General features: G+C 67.5%; 16 protein-coding genes. 11 read left to right on the top strand and 5 right to left on the bottom strand.

Annotation, left to right across the window (positions count from 1 at the left end):
- Window positions 1–79 precede the first annotated feature (79 nt).
- Window positions 80–1,768, top strand: a complete 1,689-nt coding sequence (locus J2W36_RS07555; protein ID WP_307689083.1) for a long-chain fatty acid--CoA ligase — start codon at window positions 80–82, stop codon at window positions 1,766–1,768.
- Between the two features lie 38 nt (window positions 1,769–1,806).
- Here the strand turns inward: J2W36_RS07555 and J2W36_RS07550 are convergent, their stop codons facing one another.
- The gene (locus J2W36_RS07550) at window positions 1,807–3,168 is read right to left on the bottom strand and encodes an NAD(P)/FAD-dependent oxidoreductase (protein WP_307689082.1); all 1,362 of its coding nucleotides are present in this window, start codon (window positions 3,166–3,168) and stop codon (window positions 1,807–1,809) included.
- A gap of 126 nt (window positions 3,169–3,294) precedes the next feature.
- On the opposite strand from J2W36_RS07550, the gene egtB reads away from it, so the two are divergent.
- The 5 genes from egtB to J2W36_RS07525 all read left to right on the top strand — a co-directional run bounded on the left by egtB (window position 3,295) and on the right by J2W36_RS07525 (window position 7,133).
- On the top strand, window positions 3,295–4,545 hold the full coding sequence (egtB, locus tag J2W36_RS07545) for an ergothioneine biosynthesis protein EgtB (protein WP_307689081.1): 1,251 nt from the start codon (window positions 3,295–3,297) through the stop codon (window positions 4,543–4,545).
- Window positions 4,545–5,531 (top strand): L-histidine N(alpha)-methyltransferase, encoded by a 987-nt coding sequence (gene egtD, locus J2W36_RS07540; protein WP_307689080.1) that lies wholly within the window; start codon window positions 4,545–4,547, stop codon window positions 5,529–5,531. Before egtB ends, egtD begins: the two co-directional genes overlap by 1 nt.
- 15 nt (window positions 5,532–5,546) lie before the next feature.
- Window positions 5,547–5,852, top strand: coding sequence for a DUF427 domain-containing protein (locus tag J2W36_RS07535; RefSeq protein ID WP_503169902.1), 306 nt, complete (start codon window positions 5,547–5,549; stop codon window positions 5,850–5,852).
- On the top strand, window positions 5,849–6,592 hold the full coding sequence (locus J2W36_RS07530; RefSeq protein ID WP_307689078.1) for a 2OG-Fe dioxygenase family protein: 744 nt from the start codon (window positions 5,849–5,851) through the stop codon (window positions 6,590–6,592). Before J2W36_RS07535 ends, J2W36_RS07530 begins: the two co-directional genes overlap by 4 nt.
- A 100-nt stretch (window positions 6,593–6,692) precedes the next feature.
- On the top strand, window positions 6,693–7,133 hold the full coding sequence (locus tag J2W36_RS07525; protein ID WP_307689077.1) for a universal stress protein: 441 nt from the start codon (window positions 6,693–6,695) through the stop codon (window positions 7,131–7,133).
- Window positions 7,134–7,151: 18 nt separating this feature from the next.
- Here the strand turns inward: J2W36_RS07525 and J2W36_RS07520 are convergent, their stop codons facing one another.
- Window positions 7,152–7,808, bottom strand: a complete 657-nt coding sequence (locus J2W36_RS07520) for an RluA family pseudouridine synthase (protein WP_307689076.1) — start codon at window positions 7,806–7,808, stop codon at window positions 7,152–7,154.
- Window positions 7,809–7,855: 47 nt separating this feature from the next.
- Between J2W36_RS07520 and J2W36_RS07515 the strand changes: the two genes are divergently transcribed.
- The 3 genes from J2W36_RS07515 to J2W36_RS07505 all read left to right on the top strand — a co-directional run bounded on the left by J2W36_RS07515 (window position 7,856) and on the right by J2W36_RS07505 (window position 11,467).
- Window positions 7,856–9,085 carry an MFS transporter gene (locus J2W36_RS07515; RefSeq protein WP_307689075.1) on the top strand — a complete coding sequence of 410 codons (1,230 nt, stop codon included), beginning with the start codon at window positions 7,856–7,858 and terminating at the stop codon, window positions 9,083–9,085.
- A gap of 89 nt (window positions 9,086–9,174) precedes the next feature.
- On the top strand, window positions 9,175–10,296 hold the full coding sequence (locus J2W36_RS07510; protein WP_307689074.1) for a GGDEF domain-containing protein: 1,122 nt from the start codon (window positions 9,175–9,177) through the stop codon (window positions 10,294–10,296).
- On the top strand, window positions 10,274–11,467 hold the full coding sequence (locus J2W36_RS07505; RefSeq protein ID WP_307689073.1) for a GGDEF domain-containing protein: 1,194 nt from the start codon (window positions 10,274–10,276) through the stop codon (window positions 11,465–11,467). The genes J2W36_RS07510 and J2W36_RS07505 overlap by 23 nt, the downstream gene beginning before the upstream one ends.
- On the opposite strand, the gene J2W36_RS07500 is transcribed toward J2W36_RS07505, so the two are convergent.
- The 3 genes from J2W36_RS07500 to J2W36_RS07490 are packed head-to-tail and all read right to left on the bottom strand — an operon-like array spanning window position 11,464 to window position 12,209.
- On the bottom strand, window positions 11,464–11,745 hold the full coding sequence (locus tag J2W36_RS07500) for a 2Fe-2S iron-sulfur cluster-binding protein (protein ID WP_307689216.1): 282 nt from the start codon (window positions 11,743–11,745) through the stop codon (window positions 11,464–11,466). The genes J2W36_RS07505 and J2W36_RS07500 overlap by 4 nt on opposite strands.
- Before the next feature lie 37 nt (window positions 11,746–11,782).
- On the bottom strand, window positions 11,783–12,052 hold the full coding sequence (locus tag J2W36_RS07495) for a VF530 family protein (RefSeq protein WP_307689072.1): 270 nt from the start codon (window positions 12,050–12,052) through the stop codon (window positions 11,783–11,785).
- A gap of 7 nt (window positions 12,053–12,059) precedes the next feature.
- Window positions 12,060–12,209, bottom strand: a complete 150-nt coding sequence (locus J2W36_RS07490) for a hypothetical protein (protein ID WP_307689071.1) — start codon at window positions 12,207–12,209, stop codon at window positions 12,060–12,062.
- Between the two features lie 98 nt (window positions 12,210–12,307).
- On the opposite strand from J2W36_RS07490, the gene J2W36_RS07485 reads away from it, so the two are divergent.
- Both J2W36_RS07485 and J2W36_RS07480 read left to right on the top strand, forming a co-directional pair.
- Complete coding sequence (locus J2W36_RS07485; RefSeq protein WP_307689070.1) at window positions 12,308–12,826, top strand: GNAT family N-acetyltransferase; 519 nt, start codon at window positions 12,308–12,310, stop codon at window positions 12,824–12,826.
- A gap of 113 nt (window positions 12,827–12,939) precedes the next feature.
- Window positions 12,940–13,845: a DUF808 domain-containing protein gene (locus tag J2W36_RS07480; RefSeq protein WP_307689069.1), complete on the top strand. Its 906-nt coding sequence runs from the start codon at window positions 12,940–12,942 to the stop codon at window positions 13,843–13,845.
- Window position 13,846 lies beyond the last annotated feature (1 nt).

The raw sequence follows: 13,846 nt of genomic DNA, 5'->3' as shown, positions 1-13,846 counted from the left end.
AAGGTGACGGCGTGGGTGCTTCCCCCATGCTGCAGCGGGGCCGCCCGGCGTAGGCTGACGGGTCTCGTCTGGAGTGTTCATGGATCGTCCGCATTACAAGTTCTGGCCGTCGCGTCTGCCGCGCGCCATCACCGTGCCCGCCACCTCGCTGTGGCACAACCTCGCCACTGCCGCAGCGCGCTACCCGGACAAGGTGGCGCTGGTTTTCTTCGGTCGCGAAACCAGTTACCGCGAGCTGGCCGCGCAGGTCGACCGCCTGGCGGCGGCGCTGCATGCCATGGGCGTGCGCCGCGGTGACCGGGTGGTGCTCGACATGCAGAACTGCCCGCAGCTGGTGATCGCACACTTTGCGATCCTGCGCGCCAATGCGGTGGTGGTGCCGGTCAATCCGATGAACCGGGCCGAGGAGCTCAAGCACTACATCGTCGATCCCGATGCGAAGGTGGCCATCACCACCGGCGATCTCGCCGCCGAGCTGGCCAAGGCGAGCAACGCGCTCGAGCCCGCACAGCGGCTGTCGCACCTGATCGTCACCCAGTTCACCGACGCCTTCGATGCCGACATCTCCGGCGACGAGGCGCCTGCGCCAGCCTGGCGCGACTGGCTGCTCACGCGCCACCCGCTGCCCGTGCTTGCCGATGGCCATGTGGTGCACTGGGTCGACGCCCTGGCCACCACGGATGTGCCGCCTGAGCATTCGGTCGGTGCCAACGACATGGCCCTGCTGCCCTACACCAGCGGTACCACCGGCATGCCCAAGGGGTGCATCCACCACCATTCGAGCCTGATGCACAACGCCGTGGCGAGCCAGTTGTGGGGCGCAGGCTCCTCGGAGATGGTGGTGCTGGCGGTGGTGCCGATGTTCCATATCACCGGTGTAGTGAGCATGATGCACACCGCCATCCTGTGCGCCGCCACGCTGGTGGTCATGCCGCGCTGGGACCGCGAGGTGGCTGGCCGGCTGATCTCCACACGCAAGGTGACCAGCTGGACCAACATCCCGACCATGGTGATCGACCTGATGGGCAGCCCGAACTTCGCGACCTTCGACCTCAGCAGCCTGAGCTACATCGGCGGCGGTGGCGCGGCCATGCCGCAGGCGGTCGCGCAGCGCCTGTTCGAGCAGTACGGCCTGCGCTACCAGGAAGGGTATGGCCTGACCGAAACGGCCGCGCCCTCGCATGCGAATCCACACGACAACCCCAAGCAGCAGTGCCTGGGCATCCCGTACATGAGCAGCGATTCGCGTGTGGTCGACCCGGACACGCTGCAGGAAATGCCCATCGGCGAGTCGGGCGAGATCATCACCTGCGGGCCCGAGGTGTTCCAGGGCTACTGGAAGCGGCCCGAGGCCACTGCCGCGGCGTTCGTCGAGTTCGACGGGCGGCGCTTCTTTCGCACCGGCGACATGGGCCGCATGGACGAAGACGGCTACTTCTTCATCACCGACCGCCTCAAGCGCATGATCAACGCGAGTGGCTTCAAGGTCTGGCCGGCCGAGGTCGAGCTGCTGATGTTCAAGAATCCCGCCATCCAGGAGGCCTGCATCATCGCGACCAAGGACGCGTACCGGGGCGAATCGGTCAAGGCCGTGGTGGTGTTGCGTGCCACGCACAAGGACACGACCGCCCAGCAGATCATCGACTGGTGCCGCGAGAACATGGCCGTCTACAAGATCCCGCGCCAGGTGCAGTTCGTCGACGCGTTGCCCAAGAGCGGCGCGGGCAAGGTCATGTGGCGGCTGCTGCAGGAGGCCGAGGCGGGCTGAGAGGGCTAAGGCCGCTCCGCGGCGGTGCGTGTGGCCGTTCAGCCCTCGTTGGGGTCCGATTCCACGTGCGCCACCACGCGTGCGTAGCGCTGGAAGCTCCAATAGGCGCTCGCCCAGTCCATGAGGACCACGAACCGGTTGCGAAAGCCGATCAGGAAGTAGACGTGGGCGAACAACCAGAACAGCCAGGCCAGCTTGCCGCTGAAGCGCAGCGGGCCGAATGGCGTGCCCAGGTCGACCACGGCCGAGTTGCGGCCGATGGTGGCCAGGTTGCCGTAGTCGGCATAGTGAAAGGCCTGCGTCGGTCGGCCCGCCAGGCGGTGCAGGATGTTGGTGGCTGCGGTGCGGCCCATCTGCTTGGCGGCGGGCGAGACGCCCGGCACCGGTGTCGGTTCCTTGCCGGGTGCGTGGCTCAGGGCCGCGGCCAGGTCGCCCACCACGCTGATCTCCGGAAACCCCGCCAGGCTCAGGTCGGCCTGCACCTTGATGCGTCCGGGGCGGTCGGTCTCGGCACCGGTGGCGGCGGCCAGCAGGCGTCCGAGCGGTGAGGCGGCCACGCCAGCGGCCCAGACGACGCAGTGGCTCTCGATGCGGTAGCGGTTGGCGGGTGTGCCGTGGGCACCCCCACCGGTCTCGACCTCCAGACCGTTGGCATCGATCAGGGTGACGCGGGCGTTGAGCCGCACCTCCACGCCCAGTTTTTCCAACTGCAGTTTCGCCTTGGCGCTCAGCGCTTCGGGCATCGCCTGCAGCACGCGCGGGCTGCCCTCGATCAGCAGCACCTTGGCGCTGCCAGGGTCGATGCGGCGGAATTCGCCCGACAGCGTGTGACGCGCGATCTCGGTGAGCGTGCCGGCCATTTCGACGCCGGTCGGTCCGCCGCCGATCACGACGAAGGTGAGTTGCGCGGCACGGCGCACCGGGTTGTTTTCCAGCTCCGCGGCCTCGAAGGCCATCAGCACGCGGCGGCGGATCTCGAACGCGTCGGACAGCGTCTTCAGTCCGGGCGCGAAGGTCGCCCACTCATCGCGGCCGAAATAGCTGTGGGTGGCACCGGCCGCGACGATCAGATGGTCGTAGGACAGCAAGGTGCCGTCCTTCAGCTCGACTTCGCGCGCGGCAGGGCGGATGTCCGTGACCTCGCCCAGCAGCGTGGTGATGCGCGGCTGGCCGCGGAACAGCACCCGCGTGGGCGCCGCGATGGAGGGCGCGGCCAGGCCCGCCGTGGCGACCTGGTAAAGCAGGGGTTGGAACAGATGGTGGTTGGTCTTGTCGACCATGGTGACGTCCACGTCGGCGTGCTGCAGTTTGCGGGCGGCTTCGAGGCCACCGAAGCCGCACCCGATGATCAGGACGCGGGGCCTGCCCAGGGCGCTGTCGAGGGCGGTGTACTTGCTCATGACACCATTATCCCTGCGCCTGTCTCGGCGGTGACACCCCTGCACAGCACAGGGGCGCGGGGTTGTCCTACGGGCATGGACCCGCCGGTTCGCATACAACCACACGTTGCGAATCCTGGAGCGCCCATGACATCAACCCGGCCCACGCCCCATGCGGCCAACGCACTGCGCGAGCGCTTCGGCGCCGTGCGCGCCGAAAGCCTCTCGCTGGCGTCGCCTCTGTCGGCGGAAGACCAGTGCATCCAGTCGATGCCCGACGCCAGTCCCACCAAGTGGCATCTGGCCCACACGACCTGGTTCTTCGAGACGGTGCTGCTGCAGGTGCATGCCACCGGCTATCACGCCTTCGACCCCCGGTTCCACTACCTTTTCAACTCCTATTACGAGGCGCTGGGCCCCCGGCACCCGCGCCCGCAGCGCGGCTTGCTGACCCGGCCATCCCACGACGAGGTGCTGGCCTACCGCGCGCATGTCGACGCCGCGGTCGAGCGGCTGCTCGATGCGCCTGGTGATGCCGACTGGGACGCCGTGGCGTCCGTCGTCACGCTCGGCATGCACCACGAGCAGCAGCACCAGGAGCTGTTGGTCACCGACATCCTGCACGCGTTTTCCTGCAATCCGCTGCTGCCCGCCTACCGGCCTGCAGGTGCGCCTGCGCTGCGGCTGGCTTCGGCGCCACAGCCGATGCGCTGGTGCCCGAGGCCGGGCGGCCTGGTCGAGATCGGCCATGCGGGGGAAGGCTTTGCCTTCGACAACGAAACGCCCCGCCACACCGCACTGCTCCAGCCCCATGCCATGGCCGACCGGTTGGTCACCTGCGGCGACTTCGCCCAGTTCATCGCCGATGGCGGTTACCAGCGGCCCGATCTCTGGCTGTCCGACGGATGGGCGGCCGTCAAGGCGCAGGGCTGGCGGGCTCCGGCCTATTGGCTGGACGCCGACGACCCGCGGCTTGCGCACCAGGGCAGCGTGGCCGGCGGCTGGCAGGTGTTCGGGCTGAATGGCGTGCGGCCGCTCGACCGGGCTGCGCCGGTCGCCCAATTGAGCTTATACGAGGCCGCAGCCTATGCCGAATGGGCCGGGGCCCGGCTTCCCACCGAGTTCGAATGGGAGGCCGCGCTGGCCGATCCTGCCGTCACCCAGATGACGGGTCACGTGTGGCAGTGGACGCGATCGTCCTATGACCCCTACCCAGGGTTTCGCCCAATGCCCGGCGTGGCCGCCGAATACAACGGCAAGTTCATGGTCGGGCAGGTCGTACTGCGCGGCAGCAGCCTTGCCACGCCGGACGGTCACGTTCGTCCGAGCTATCGCAACTTCTTCCCGCCAGCCGCACGCTGGCAGTTCTCGGGGCTGCGGCTCGCGAAAGACCTCTGATGCGCAATCCTCTTTTTTCTGTCGATACGCCGCGCGCCAGCGCCCCTGTCGAAACGCCCAGCGAATTCGGCCGTGAGCTGCGGGCCGGCCTGTCGCGGCCGGTGCGCAGCATCTCGCCCAAATTCTTCTACGACGTGGCCGGCTCGCAGCTGTTCGACCGCATCTGCGATTTGCCCGAGTACTACCCCACGCGCACCGAGCTGCAGATCCTGACCGCGAATGCGCCAGAGATCGCGCGCTACGTCGGCGCACGCGCCGAGGTGGTGGAGTTCGGCGCCGGTTCGCTCACCAAGGTGCGCCTGCTGCTGGACGCGCTGGAGGCGCCGCGCCGCTACCTGCCGATCGACATCTCCGGCGAACATCTCGAGGCTGCGGCCCAGCGCTTGCGTGCCGATTACCCGGGCCTTGCCGTGCAGCCGATCGTCGCCGACTACACGATGCCTCTCGTGCTGTCGGCACCTGGTGACGATGCAGGCGGACGCATGGGCTTCTTTCCGGGATCCACGCTCGGCAATTTCAGTCCGCCCGAGGCGCTGTCCTTCCTGCAGTCGGCCGCACGCCTGCTGCGCGGCGGCGGTCTGCTGCTGGGGGTGGATCTGGTCAAGGACCCCGCACTTCTGCATGCGGCCTACAACGACGCGCAGGGCGTGACCGCGGCCTTCAACCTCAACCTGCTGCGGCGTGCCAATGCCGAGCTGGACACCGATTTCGACCTCGACGGCTTCACGCATGCGGCGTTCTACAACGCGCCGCTGCAGCGCATCGAGATGCACCTGGTGAGCCGGCGCGCCCAGACCGTCACGCTGTACGGAGAGCGGTTCGCGTTGGCGGAGGGCGAGACGATCCATACCGAGAACTCCCACAAATTCACCGTGGAAGGGCTGCGCGAGCTTGCCGTCAAGGCCGGTTTCGTCCCCACAGCGGTATGGACCGATCCGGCCCGTTTGTTCAGTGTGCACTGGTTGCGCGCGCCGGCTGCACAATAACGGGCTGTCCGCGTGGTGCGGACACCGGAGAATCGGACCATGAAAGCAACCTGGAACGGCGTAACCATCGCCGAGAGTGACGACACCGTCGTCGTGGAAGGTAACCATTACTTTCCGCTGGATTCGCTCAACCGCGAGCACGTCACCTTCAGCAATCACAAGACGACCTGCCCGTGGAAGGGGTCGGCCAGCTACTACTCGCTGTTGGTCAACGGTGAACTCAACGCCGATGCGGCCTGGTACTACCCCGAGCCCAAGCCCGAAGCGGAAGCCATCAAGGACCGCGTCGCGTTCTGGAAGGGCGTGAAGGTCGCACCGTGAACGCGCCGGCGTTCGCTCCACCTTCCATCGCGCCCGCCAAAGTCTCCGAAGCCCTGCACATGCAGGGCTATGCGGTGCTGGATCCCGCCGGCGTCGCCGAATGGCTGGGTCTGCCGCTGGCCCAGCTCGACGCGCTCAAGCCCGACTGGGAGCATCTGCCGCCCGATGACTACCTCAAGGATGGAGGCAAGTACCGCCAGCGGCGCCATGCCTGCTTCACCGTCGAGGGTGCGCAGATGCTGCAAGTGCCGCATCGCGCCCATTGGCAGCCGGTGGAATACAACGCACTGCATGGGGGCATGCAGCGCTGGTTCGGGCCGATGGAGGCGCACACCGTGGCGCAGCCGGCGTGGTCGCGTCTGATGTGCAAGCTGGCCGCCTGTGCGAGTGACCTGCATGGCGAGCGCCGCTGGTTCGTCGAAGCGCACCAGTTCCGCATCGATACCGCCCACGGCATTGGCCGGCCGACGCCCGAAGGGGCGCACCGCGATGGCGTGGACCTCGTGGCCGTGATGCTGGTCGAACGGCAAGGCATCAAGGGTGGCGAGACGCGCGTGTTCGAGGCCAATGGCCGGCGCGGCGAGCGCTTCACGATGACCGCGCCCTGGACGCTGCTGCTGCTCGACGACGCGCGCGTGATCCACGAGTCGACGCCCATCCAGCCGCTGGACGAGCGCGCCCCTGGCCATCGCGACACCCTGGTCGTGACCTGCCGCGCGGGGGCGTTCCAGGGCGACTGAGCCGCGGCCGTCTGTCGTCCTACAACGGCGGCAGGAGGGCGGATGTACAGTCGTGGCTCCGGCTCGTCCGCGGGCCACTCACTGCAAGGAGAGGTCTGCCATGTTCAATCACATCCTGGTTCCCATCGACGGGTCCGAGACTTCGATGCTGGCGGTCAGCAAGGCGAGTGGCTTGGCGCTGGCCTTCGGCAGCCGCATCACGCTGATCCACGTGATCGACAACTACCCGTTCATCGGTGTGGGTGCCGACTACGCACTGGGGCAGAACGAGTACATCGCCGCGGCCACGAGCAGCGCCAACACGGCACTGGCACGCGGCGTGGCCGCGCTGGCGGCCGAGGGCCTGCACAGCGACCAGCGCGTGATCGACGGCCACGTGGTGCATGAGGGCATCGTCGACACGGCGCAGGCGCTGGGGGCCGACCTGATCGTCATGGGGTCTCATGGGCGCGCGGGCTTCGAACGGCTGCTGCTGGGCAGCGTCACGCAGCGCGTGCTACAGGACGCGACGATGCCCGTCCTGGTGGTCAAGGGCGGCTGAGGCGGCGCCGAAAAGGCGTTAGAAAGGTACAGCGCTCTCGAAGCGCAGGGCCTGTCCGCTCACCGGGTGGCGCAACTGCAGAACGCTCGCATGCAGCAACAGGCGGTCGGCGGCCTGCTCCACGCGCGCGTCGCCGTACAGCGCATCGCCCAGGATCGGATGGCCGATGGCCGCCAGATGCACCCGAAGCTGGTGGGTTCGCCCGGTCCGGGGTTCGAGCAGCAGGCGGCTGCATCCGCGCTCGGGCAACGGTTCCAGCAGTCGCCAGCGCGTGAGGCTCGGCTTGCCGGCGGGATCTGTTTTCTGCATGGGGCGTCGTGGCCAGTCGGCCATCAGCGGCAGGTCGATCTCCGACCAGGCGTGGTCTTCGCGCATCCCTGACCGTGGGGGCTGCCCGTCGACGATGGCTTCGTAGCGTTTGAAGACCTCCCGGCGCGCAAAGGCGTCGCCCAGCGCGCGCTGCGCTTCGGGGTGGCGCGCCATGAGCACCAGGCCGCTGGTCGCCATGTCGAGCCGGTGGACGACCAGGGCGTCGGGCCAGCGTGACAGGGCGCGCGCGCTCAGGCAGTCCTGCTTGTCTTCGCCGCGCCCGGGCACGCACAGCAGGCCGGCGGGTTTGTCGAGCACCAGCAGGTGGGCGTCTTCGTGGTGGAGTTGGAGGGGGAGGATCTGCATGGTGGAGCGTCAGGCTGGGAGTTTAGGTCTGGGCTATCCTCGAGACGATGCCCGATGCCGCTCCCAGCTTTTCCGATCTCACGCGCGAGCGTTCCTTCATGCGCATGTGGATGGCGCGCCTTTTCGGCACGGCGGGCAGCCAGATGTTGCTGGTGGCCATCGGCTGGCACATGTACGACCTGACGGCCAGCGCCTGGGATCTGGGCCTGGTCGGCCTGTACCAGTTCGTGCCGGCGCTGGTGCTGGCGCTCTATGCCGGCCACGTGGTGGACCGCCACCATCGTGGCCGCATCGTGGCGATCTGCTACGGCGTGCAGGCCGCGGTTGCGCTGGCGCTGCTCGCAGCGCATCAGTCGGGTCATGATTCGCGCGAGCTGTTGCTGGGCCTGTCGGTGATGCTGGGCGCAGTGCGCGCCTTCCAGATGCCTGCACAGCAGGCGCTCACGCCCATGCTGGTGCCGCCCTTGATGCTGCCCCGCGCCATGGCCTTCAGTTCTGCCGGCATGCAGGGCGCGATCATCGGCGGGCCGGCGCTCGGTGGGCTGCTTTTCGCGGCCGGCACTGGCGTGGTGTATGGCGCGAGCCTGCTGCTCTTTGTCGTCGGTGGGGTGCTCATCGGCGGGCTGCGCTATGTTCAGCCGGTGCGCACGCGCGAGCCGATCACCTTGGCGACCGTGTTCGCGGGGGTGGACTTCATCTGGCGGCGCAAGCCGGTGCTCGGCGCGATTTCGCTGGATCTGTTCGCGGTGCTGCTCGGTGGCGCCGTGGCGCTGCTGCCGATCTACGCCAAGGACATCCTGCACACGGGGCCCTGGGGCATGGGCCTGCTGCGCAGCGCGCCGGCGGTGGGTGCGCTGGTCGCATCGGTTCTGCTGACGCGGCGGCCGATTGAACGCCATGTCGGGCGGACGTTGTTGCTGGCGGTGGCGCTGTTCGGTGTGTGCATGGTGGTGTTCGGCGTGTCGCGCACCTTCACGGTCTCGTTGGTGGCACTGGCAGTCTCCGGCGGTGCCGACATGGTCAATGTCGTGATCCGGCAGACGCTGGTGCAGCTGGAGACGCCCGACGCCATGCGTGGGCGCGTGAGCGCGGTCAATTCCATCTTCATTGGCGCGAGCAACCAGCTGGGCGAATTCGAGTCGGGCGCCACTGCGGCGCTGCTCGGTCCGGTGGGCTCGGTGGTGCTCGGCGGGGTAGGAACCATTGCCGTGGCGGCGTTGTGGTTCAAGCTGTTCCCCTCTCTGGCACAGCGCGATCGCATCGCAGTCGGACCTTGAGGAGGGTCGACCGCCACTCAATTTTCGGGTTTTTCTGCCGATAGTCATGGCATTCCCTCGTTATCCGGAGAGCGTGCTTCGCCTTTGACATGACTTTCGCGCCGACTGACATTCCTGCAGGCGCTCGCTACAGCCCTGCGCCCGACATGGCGAGGCTGCGGCGCCTTCGTCGATTCCTCTTCGCTGCGCTCGGCTATGGCGCGCTGTGCGTGCTGCTGGTGATTGGCGCCTGGGTCGGCACCATGTCCGGGCGCGCGGTGGCCATCGTCTGCGCGTTCTGTCTAATGGCGCATCTGGCTCTGTACGCGGCCTTCTACACCAATGCCACTGCGCACTGGAAGGAGCCCACCGGAGCGCTCGCCCACCTGTTCGTCGGCTTCTGCGTGGTGGCGCTTTGCTGCGCACTCATTCCTGAATTCCGCGGCGTCGCACTGCAGGTGTTCTTCCTCATCATTGCCTACGATGCCGCGCGTTTGTCGCGCCTGCAGATCGCCGTGGCCTCCGGCCTCATGGTGTGCGGGCTCGCGCTGTCGCCGCTGAACGCCTGGTTGTTTCCAAGTGGCGAGCACGCGCTCCAGGACGAACTGCTCAATTTCGTGATGGCCGTGGCCTACCTGCCCGCGCTCATGGGCATCGGCCATGTGGTGCGCAGCGCCCAGCAGCGCCAGCGCCGGCAGAAGGAGGCGCTGGAAACCGCACTTTCGCAATTGCAGGCGCTGTCCGAGCGCGACGTGCTCACCGGTGCGACCAACCGGCGCCAGGCGATGGTGCTCTTCGAGCATGCGCAGACGCACCAGCGCCAGACGCGGCAGCCGCTGTCCGTCTGCCTGCTGGACATCGACTTCTTCAAGCAGATCAACGACCACCATGGCCACGCGGTCGGCGACCGGGTGCTGCGCGGTCTGGTCGAGTTGGCGCGTGAGAGCCTGGCCGGTGCCCACACAGTGGCCCGTTGGGGTGGCGAGGAGTTCCTGATCCTGATGCTCGATACACCGGTGCCTGCAGCGGTTCAGGCCATGAACCGACTGCGCGAGCGTCTGCGCGACCACGATTGGGCGAGTGTTGCACCCGGCGTTCAGGTTGACGTCTCCGTGGGCGTGTACGGCCACCGGCCGGACGACACACTGAGCCAGGCGCTCGAGCGCGTCGACCAGGCGCTCTATGCGGCCAAGCAACAGGGGCGCGGCCGTGTCGTCCAGTACCGGGCCTGAAGCGGCCCCTGCCGTGTCGTCCGGCGCAGGGCGCGGGCCGGCGATCGTGGCTCGGCTGCGCCGCTTGGCACTTGGCGACGATCCACGCCATGCGTCGAGGCTGCGCTTCTGCCTGGTCTCTGTGGCGTTGCATCTGGCCTGGGCCATGATCTACTTCTACGCCGTCAGCGTCGGGGCGATCGCCCCGGAAGACGCACGCATCATGCTGGTGAGCAATGTCGTCGGCGTACTGGGTTTCTACCCCTGGGTGCGCTCGGGTTGCACGGCCCGGATGCAGGACGCAGGTCTGGTGATACCCCAGATGATCTGGGGCAGCCTGTCGGGCTCCGTCGCCTTCGTCATGTCGCCGACGCTGCGCCCGGCGCTGCTGCAGGTCATTTGCCTGGTGCAGGTGTTCGGCTTCTTCGGACTGCGGCCGCGGCAGATCGCGGTGACCGGGGTGATCGCGGTGAGTCTGCTGGCGGGCCTGCTGGTGCTGGGCGCTTCGGGTGGCATCCCCCATTTCGATGTGTGCAAGGAAGCGTTCCCCTTGCTGACCAGCATGGCCATCCTGGTGGTGATCACGGCCATCACGGTGCATCGCAGCCGTCGCCGCATCGCGCTCACCACCCAGAAGCTGGCGCTGCAAGCCGCGATCGCCTCGATGCGGGAACTGGTCATCCGCGACACGCTCACGGGGCTGTTCAGCCGCGGGCACATGCTGGAACTCCTGCAGAGGGAGAGCGAGCGCGCGCAGCGCACCGGCTTGCCGTTCCGGGTGGCGCTGATCGACCTCGACCACTTCAAGCGCATCAACGACACGCACGGCCACAGCATTGGGGACGAAGTGCTGCGATGTTTCGGCGACGCCGTGCGAGAGGCCATGCAGTCCGCCGACAGCGCTGCACGCTGGGGCGGCGAGGAGTTCCTGTTGCTGATGCCGGAAGCTCGTTCCGATACCGCCGCAGTGGCGCCGCTGGCCCGGTTGCGCCTGCAGGTGCACCAACCACCGCCGTCGGCCGCGTTGCTGAAGAAATTGGAAGTGACTTTTTCGGCGGGTGTGGCCGCGCATACCTTGGGCGACACCATCGAAGACACCATTGACCGTGCCGATTCGGCCTTGTACGCCGCCAAGCACGCTGGGCGCGATGGCTGGCGCGTTGCGTCCGGCGAGGAGGCTTTGGCTGGTTAGAACACCGAACGGGCGTGCGGCACGTCCAGGGTGAGATCGGACAGCGGCTCCGCCACGCAGGGCAAGGTCCAGCCCTCGGTTTTTTCCTCGGCGCTCAACCCGGGCCATTCGATGCGATAGCGCACCGTGCCCTCGACCCGTCGGCACAGGCAACTGCGGCAGGTGCCGTTGCGGCAGGAACTCGGCAGTTCGATGCCGGCGTCCTCGGCCGACTGCAGCAGGGTGCGTGCCGGATCGGCTTCGAAGACGAATCCGCCGGGCTCAATGCGCACCCGCATCCGGCGTGCACCGGCTGCGTCCGCGTGCGCCGGGCGCTCAGTCCCGTGCATCGGCCTGCTGCTGGCGGCGCTGGTCGCGCAGCATGAAGAGATAGAGGCTTTCGACCTTTTCGCGCGCCCACGGGGTCTTGCGCAGGAATTTCAAGCTCGACGCCACGCTGGGATCGCTGGTGAAGCAGCGCACCGGAATGCGCTCGCCCAGGCCCTCCCAGCCGTAGCAGTCGGCCAGCGCCGTGACGATCGCCTCCAGCGTCAGCCCGTGCAGGGGGTTGCGCGGCTGGGCCGCGGAAGGAGGCGCTTGCGTCACGCGCGGCTCACTTGTTCTTGAGCTTGCCGCGCGGGATGACGGCCGTGGTGATGGTGCGCACGGGCTCGACGATGCCGCCGGTCACCGGCTTCGGCGGCGACGTGTCCTTCTTCGGCTTCTTGGCTTCTTTGGTGCTGCGTTGCTGACTTTTCGCCATGGTGGACTTTCGGGAATGAGGGAGAAAGGAGATACAGGGCAGGCAGTTTAGCGGGGCGGCGACAATACGCGGTTCCATAGAAGAACTCGACGCCATCCATGTCAGATTACGAAGTACGCCCCGCCGTCATGCGCGATGCCAAAGCCATCGCCGAAGTCCATGCTGCCGCTGCCCGCGCAACCTACGACGGCATCCTGCCCGAAGACCAATTGCGCGCCCTGGCGCCAGCCACGCGTGAAGCCAAGTGGCGCGAGGCCATCGAGTTCAGCGAGCCCCAGGTGCAGGTGGCCGTGTGCGGCGAGCAGGTGGTCGGCTTTGTCGGATACGACCGCTCGCGCGATGCCAAGACGCCCTCGACCACCGGTGAGATCTGGGCCATCTACGTTCTGCCGGAGCATTGGGGCAAGGGCGTGGGCGTGGCACTCTGGGATGCGGCCCGCGATGGCCTCGAAGAAGAAGGCTGCACCACCGTCACGGTGTGGGTGCCCCTGCGCAACGACCGCGCCATCCGTTTTCATGAGCTCGCCGGCTTCAAGCGCCAGATGACCACGGCCAAGACGACCTCCGTCGGTGCGGTGAAGATCGAGGAAGTTCGCCTCAAGCGCAACGTAGCGTGACGTGACGCACTGGGCCGCGGCAGCCCGCCTGCATGTAGGACGTGTGCGGGTTTTCCCTTGATGGCGCTGGCGGCGCGCTAAGCTCCGCCGTTTTCAGCTTTCAAGAACCTTCCATGGCCGCCAGCCTCCTGCTTCTGCTCGACGACATCGCCTCCGTCCTCGATGACGTCTCCGTCCTCACCAAGGTGGCTGCCAAAAAGACCGCTGGCGTGCTGGGCGACGATCTTGCCCTCAACGCCCAGCAGGTTGCCGGCGTCAAGGCCGACCGGGAGCTCCCGGTGGTCTGGGCCGTCTGCAAGGGCTCCCTTGTCAACAAGGTGATTCTGGTGCCGGCGGCCTTGCTGATCGGCTCCTTCGTGCCCTGGGCCGTCACGCCCTTGCTGATGCTCGGCGGGGCGTTCCTGTGCTTCGAGGGCGTTGAAAAGCTCGCCCACAAGTTTCTGCACAAGGACGAGGATGCGGCTGCCAAGACGCATGCCGCACAGGCCGCACTCGATCCCGCGGTCGACGTGGTGGCCGCGGAGAAGCAGAAGGTCAAGGGCGCCATCCGGACCGACTTCATTCTGTCGGCCGAGATCATCGTGATCACGCTGGGAACGGTGGCGGGCCAACCCGTGGGCACGCAGCTCGCCGTATTGAGCGGCATCGCGCTCATCATGACGCTGGGCGTGTATGGCCTGGTGGCCGGGATCGTCAAGCTCGACGATGCCGGGCTCTACCTGAGCCAGCGCGCGAGCGCCGGCACACGTGCATTGGGTCGCGGCATCCTGGCCATGGCGCCCTGGCTCATGAAGGCGCTGTCGGTGATCGGTACCGCTGCCATGTTCCTGGTCGGCGGCGGCATTCTCGTGCACGGGGTGCCCGCTGTGGGGCACGCCGTCGAGGCTTGGGCGACGCGCATCGGCGGCGTGGCTGGCACGCTCGGGAGCATGGGCGCCAATGCGGTGGTCGGCATCCTGGCGGGCACGGTCGTGCTCGCCGGCGTTGAGCTGGTCAAGCGGCTGCGCGGCAAGCGCTGAG

It is taken from the genome of Variovorax ginsengisoli, assembly GCF_030811835.1.
GTDB lineage: Bacteria > Pseudomonadota > Gammaproteobacteria > Burkholderiales > Burkholderiaceae_C > Variovorax > Variovorax ginsengisoli_C.
Note: the sequence above shows the minus strand (reverse complement) of the source record. Positions and strands in the feature narration are given on the sequence as shown.

Excerpts from the sequence above, each read along its gene's own strand:
- egtD (WP_307689080.1), top strand. The coding sequence starts at position 4,545 with ATGCGCAATCCTCTTTTTTCTGTCGATACGCCGCGCGCCAGCGCCCCT.
- J2W36_RS07500 (WP_307689216.1), bottom strand. The coding sequence starts at position 11,745 with ATGCGGGTGCGCATTGAGCCCGGCGGATTCGTCTTCGAAGCCGATCCG.
- J2W36_RS07515 (WP_307689075.1), top strand. The coding sequence starts at position 7,856 with ATGCCCGATGCCGCTCCCAGCTTTTCCGATCTCACGCGCGAGCGTTCC.
- J2W36_RS07480 (WP_307689069.1), top strand. The coding sequence starts at position 12,940 with ATGGCCGCCAGCCTCCTGCTTCTGCTCGACGACATCGCCTCCGTCCTC.
- egtB (WP_307689081.1), top strand. The coding sequence starts at position 3,295 with ATGACATCAACCCGGCCCACGCCCCATGCGGCCAACGCACTGCGCGAG.
- J2W36_RS07555 (WP_307689083.1), top strand. The coding sequence starts at position 80 with ATGGATCGTCCGCATTACAAGTTCTGGCCGTCGCGTCTGCCGCGCGCC.
- J2W36_RS07550 (WP_307689082.1), bottom strand. The coding sequence starts at position 3,168 with ATGAGCAAGTACACCGCCCTCGACAGCGCCCTGGGCAGGCCCCGCGTC.
- J2W36_RS07490 (WP_307689071.1), bottom strand. The coding sequence starts at position 12,209 with ATGGCGAAAAGTCAGCAACGCAGCACCAAAGAAGCCAAGAAGCCGAAG.
- J2W36_RS07510 (WP_307689074.1), top strand. The coding sequence starts at position 9,175 with ATGACTTTCGCGCCGACTGACATTCCTGCAGGCGCTCGCTACAGCCCT.
- J2W36_RS07485 (WP_307689070.1), top strand. The coding sequence starts at position 12,308 with ATGTCAGATTACGAAGTACGCCCCGCCGTCATGCGCGATGCCAAAGCC.
- J2W36_RS07520 (WP_307689076.1), bottom strand. The coding sequence starts at position 7,808 with ATGCAGATCCTCCCCCTCCAACTCCACCACGAAGACGCCCACCTGCTG.
- J2W36_RS07525 (WP_307689077.1), top strand. The coding sequence starts at position 6,693 with ATGTTCAATCACATCCTGGTTCCCATCGACGGGTCCGAGACTTCGATG.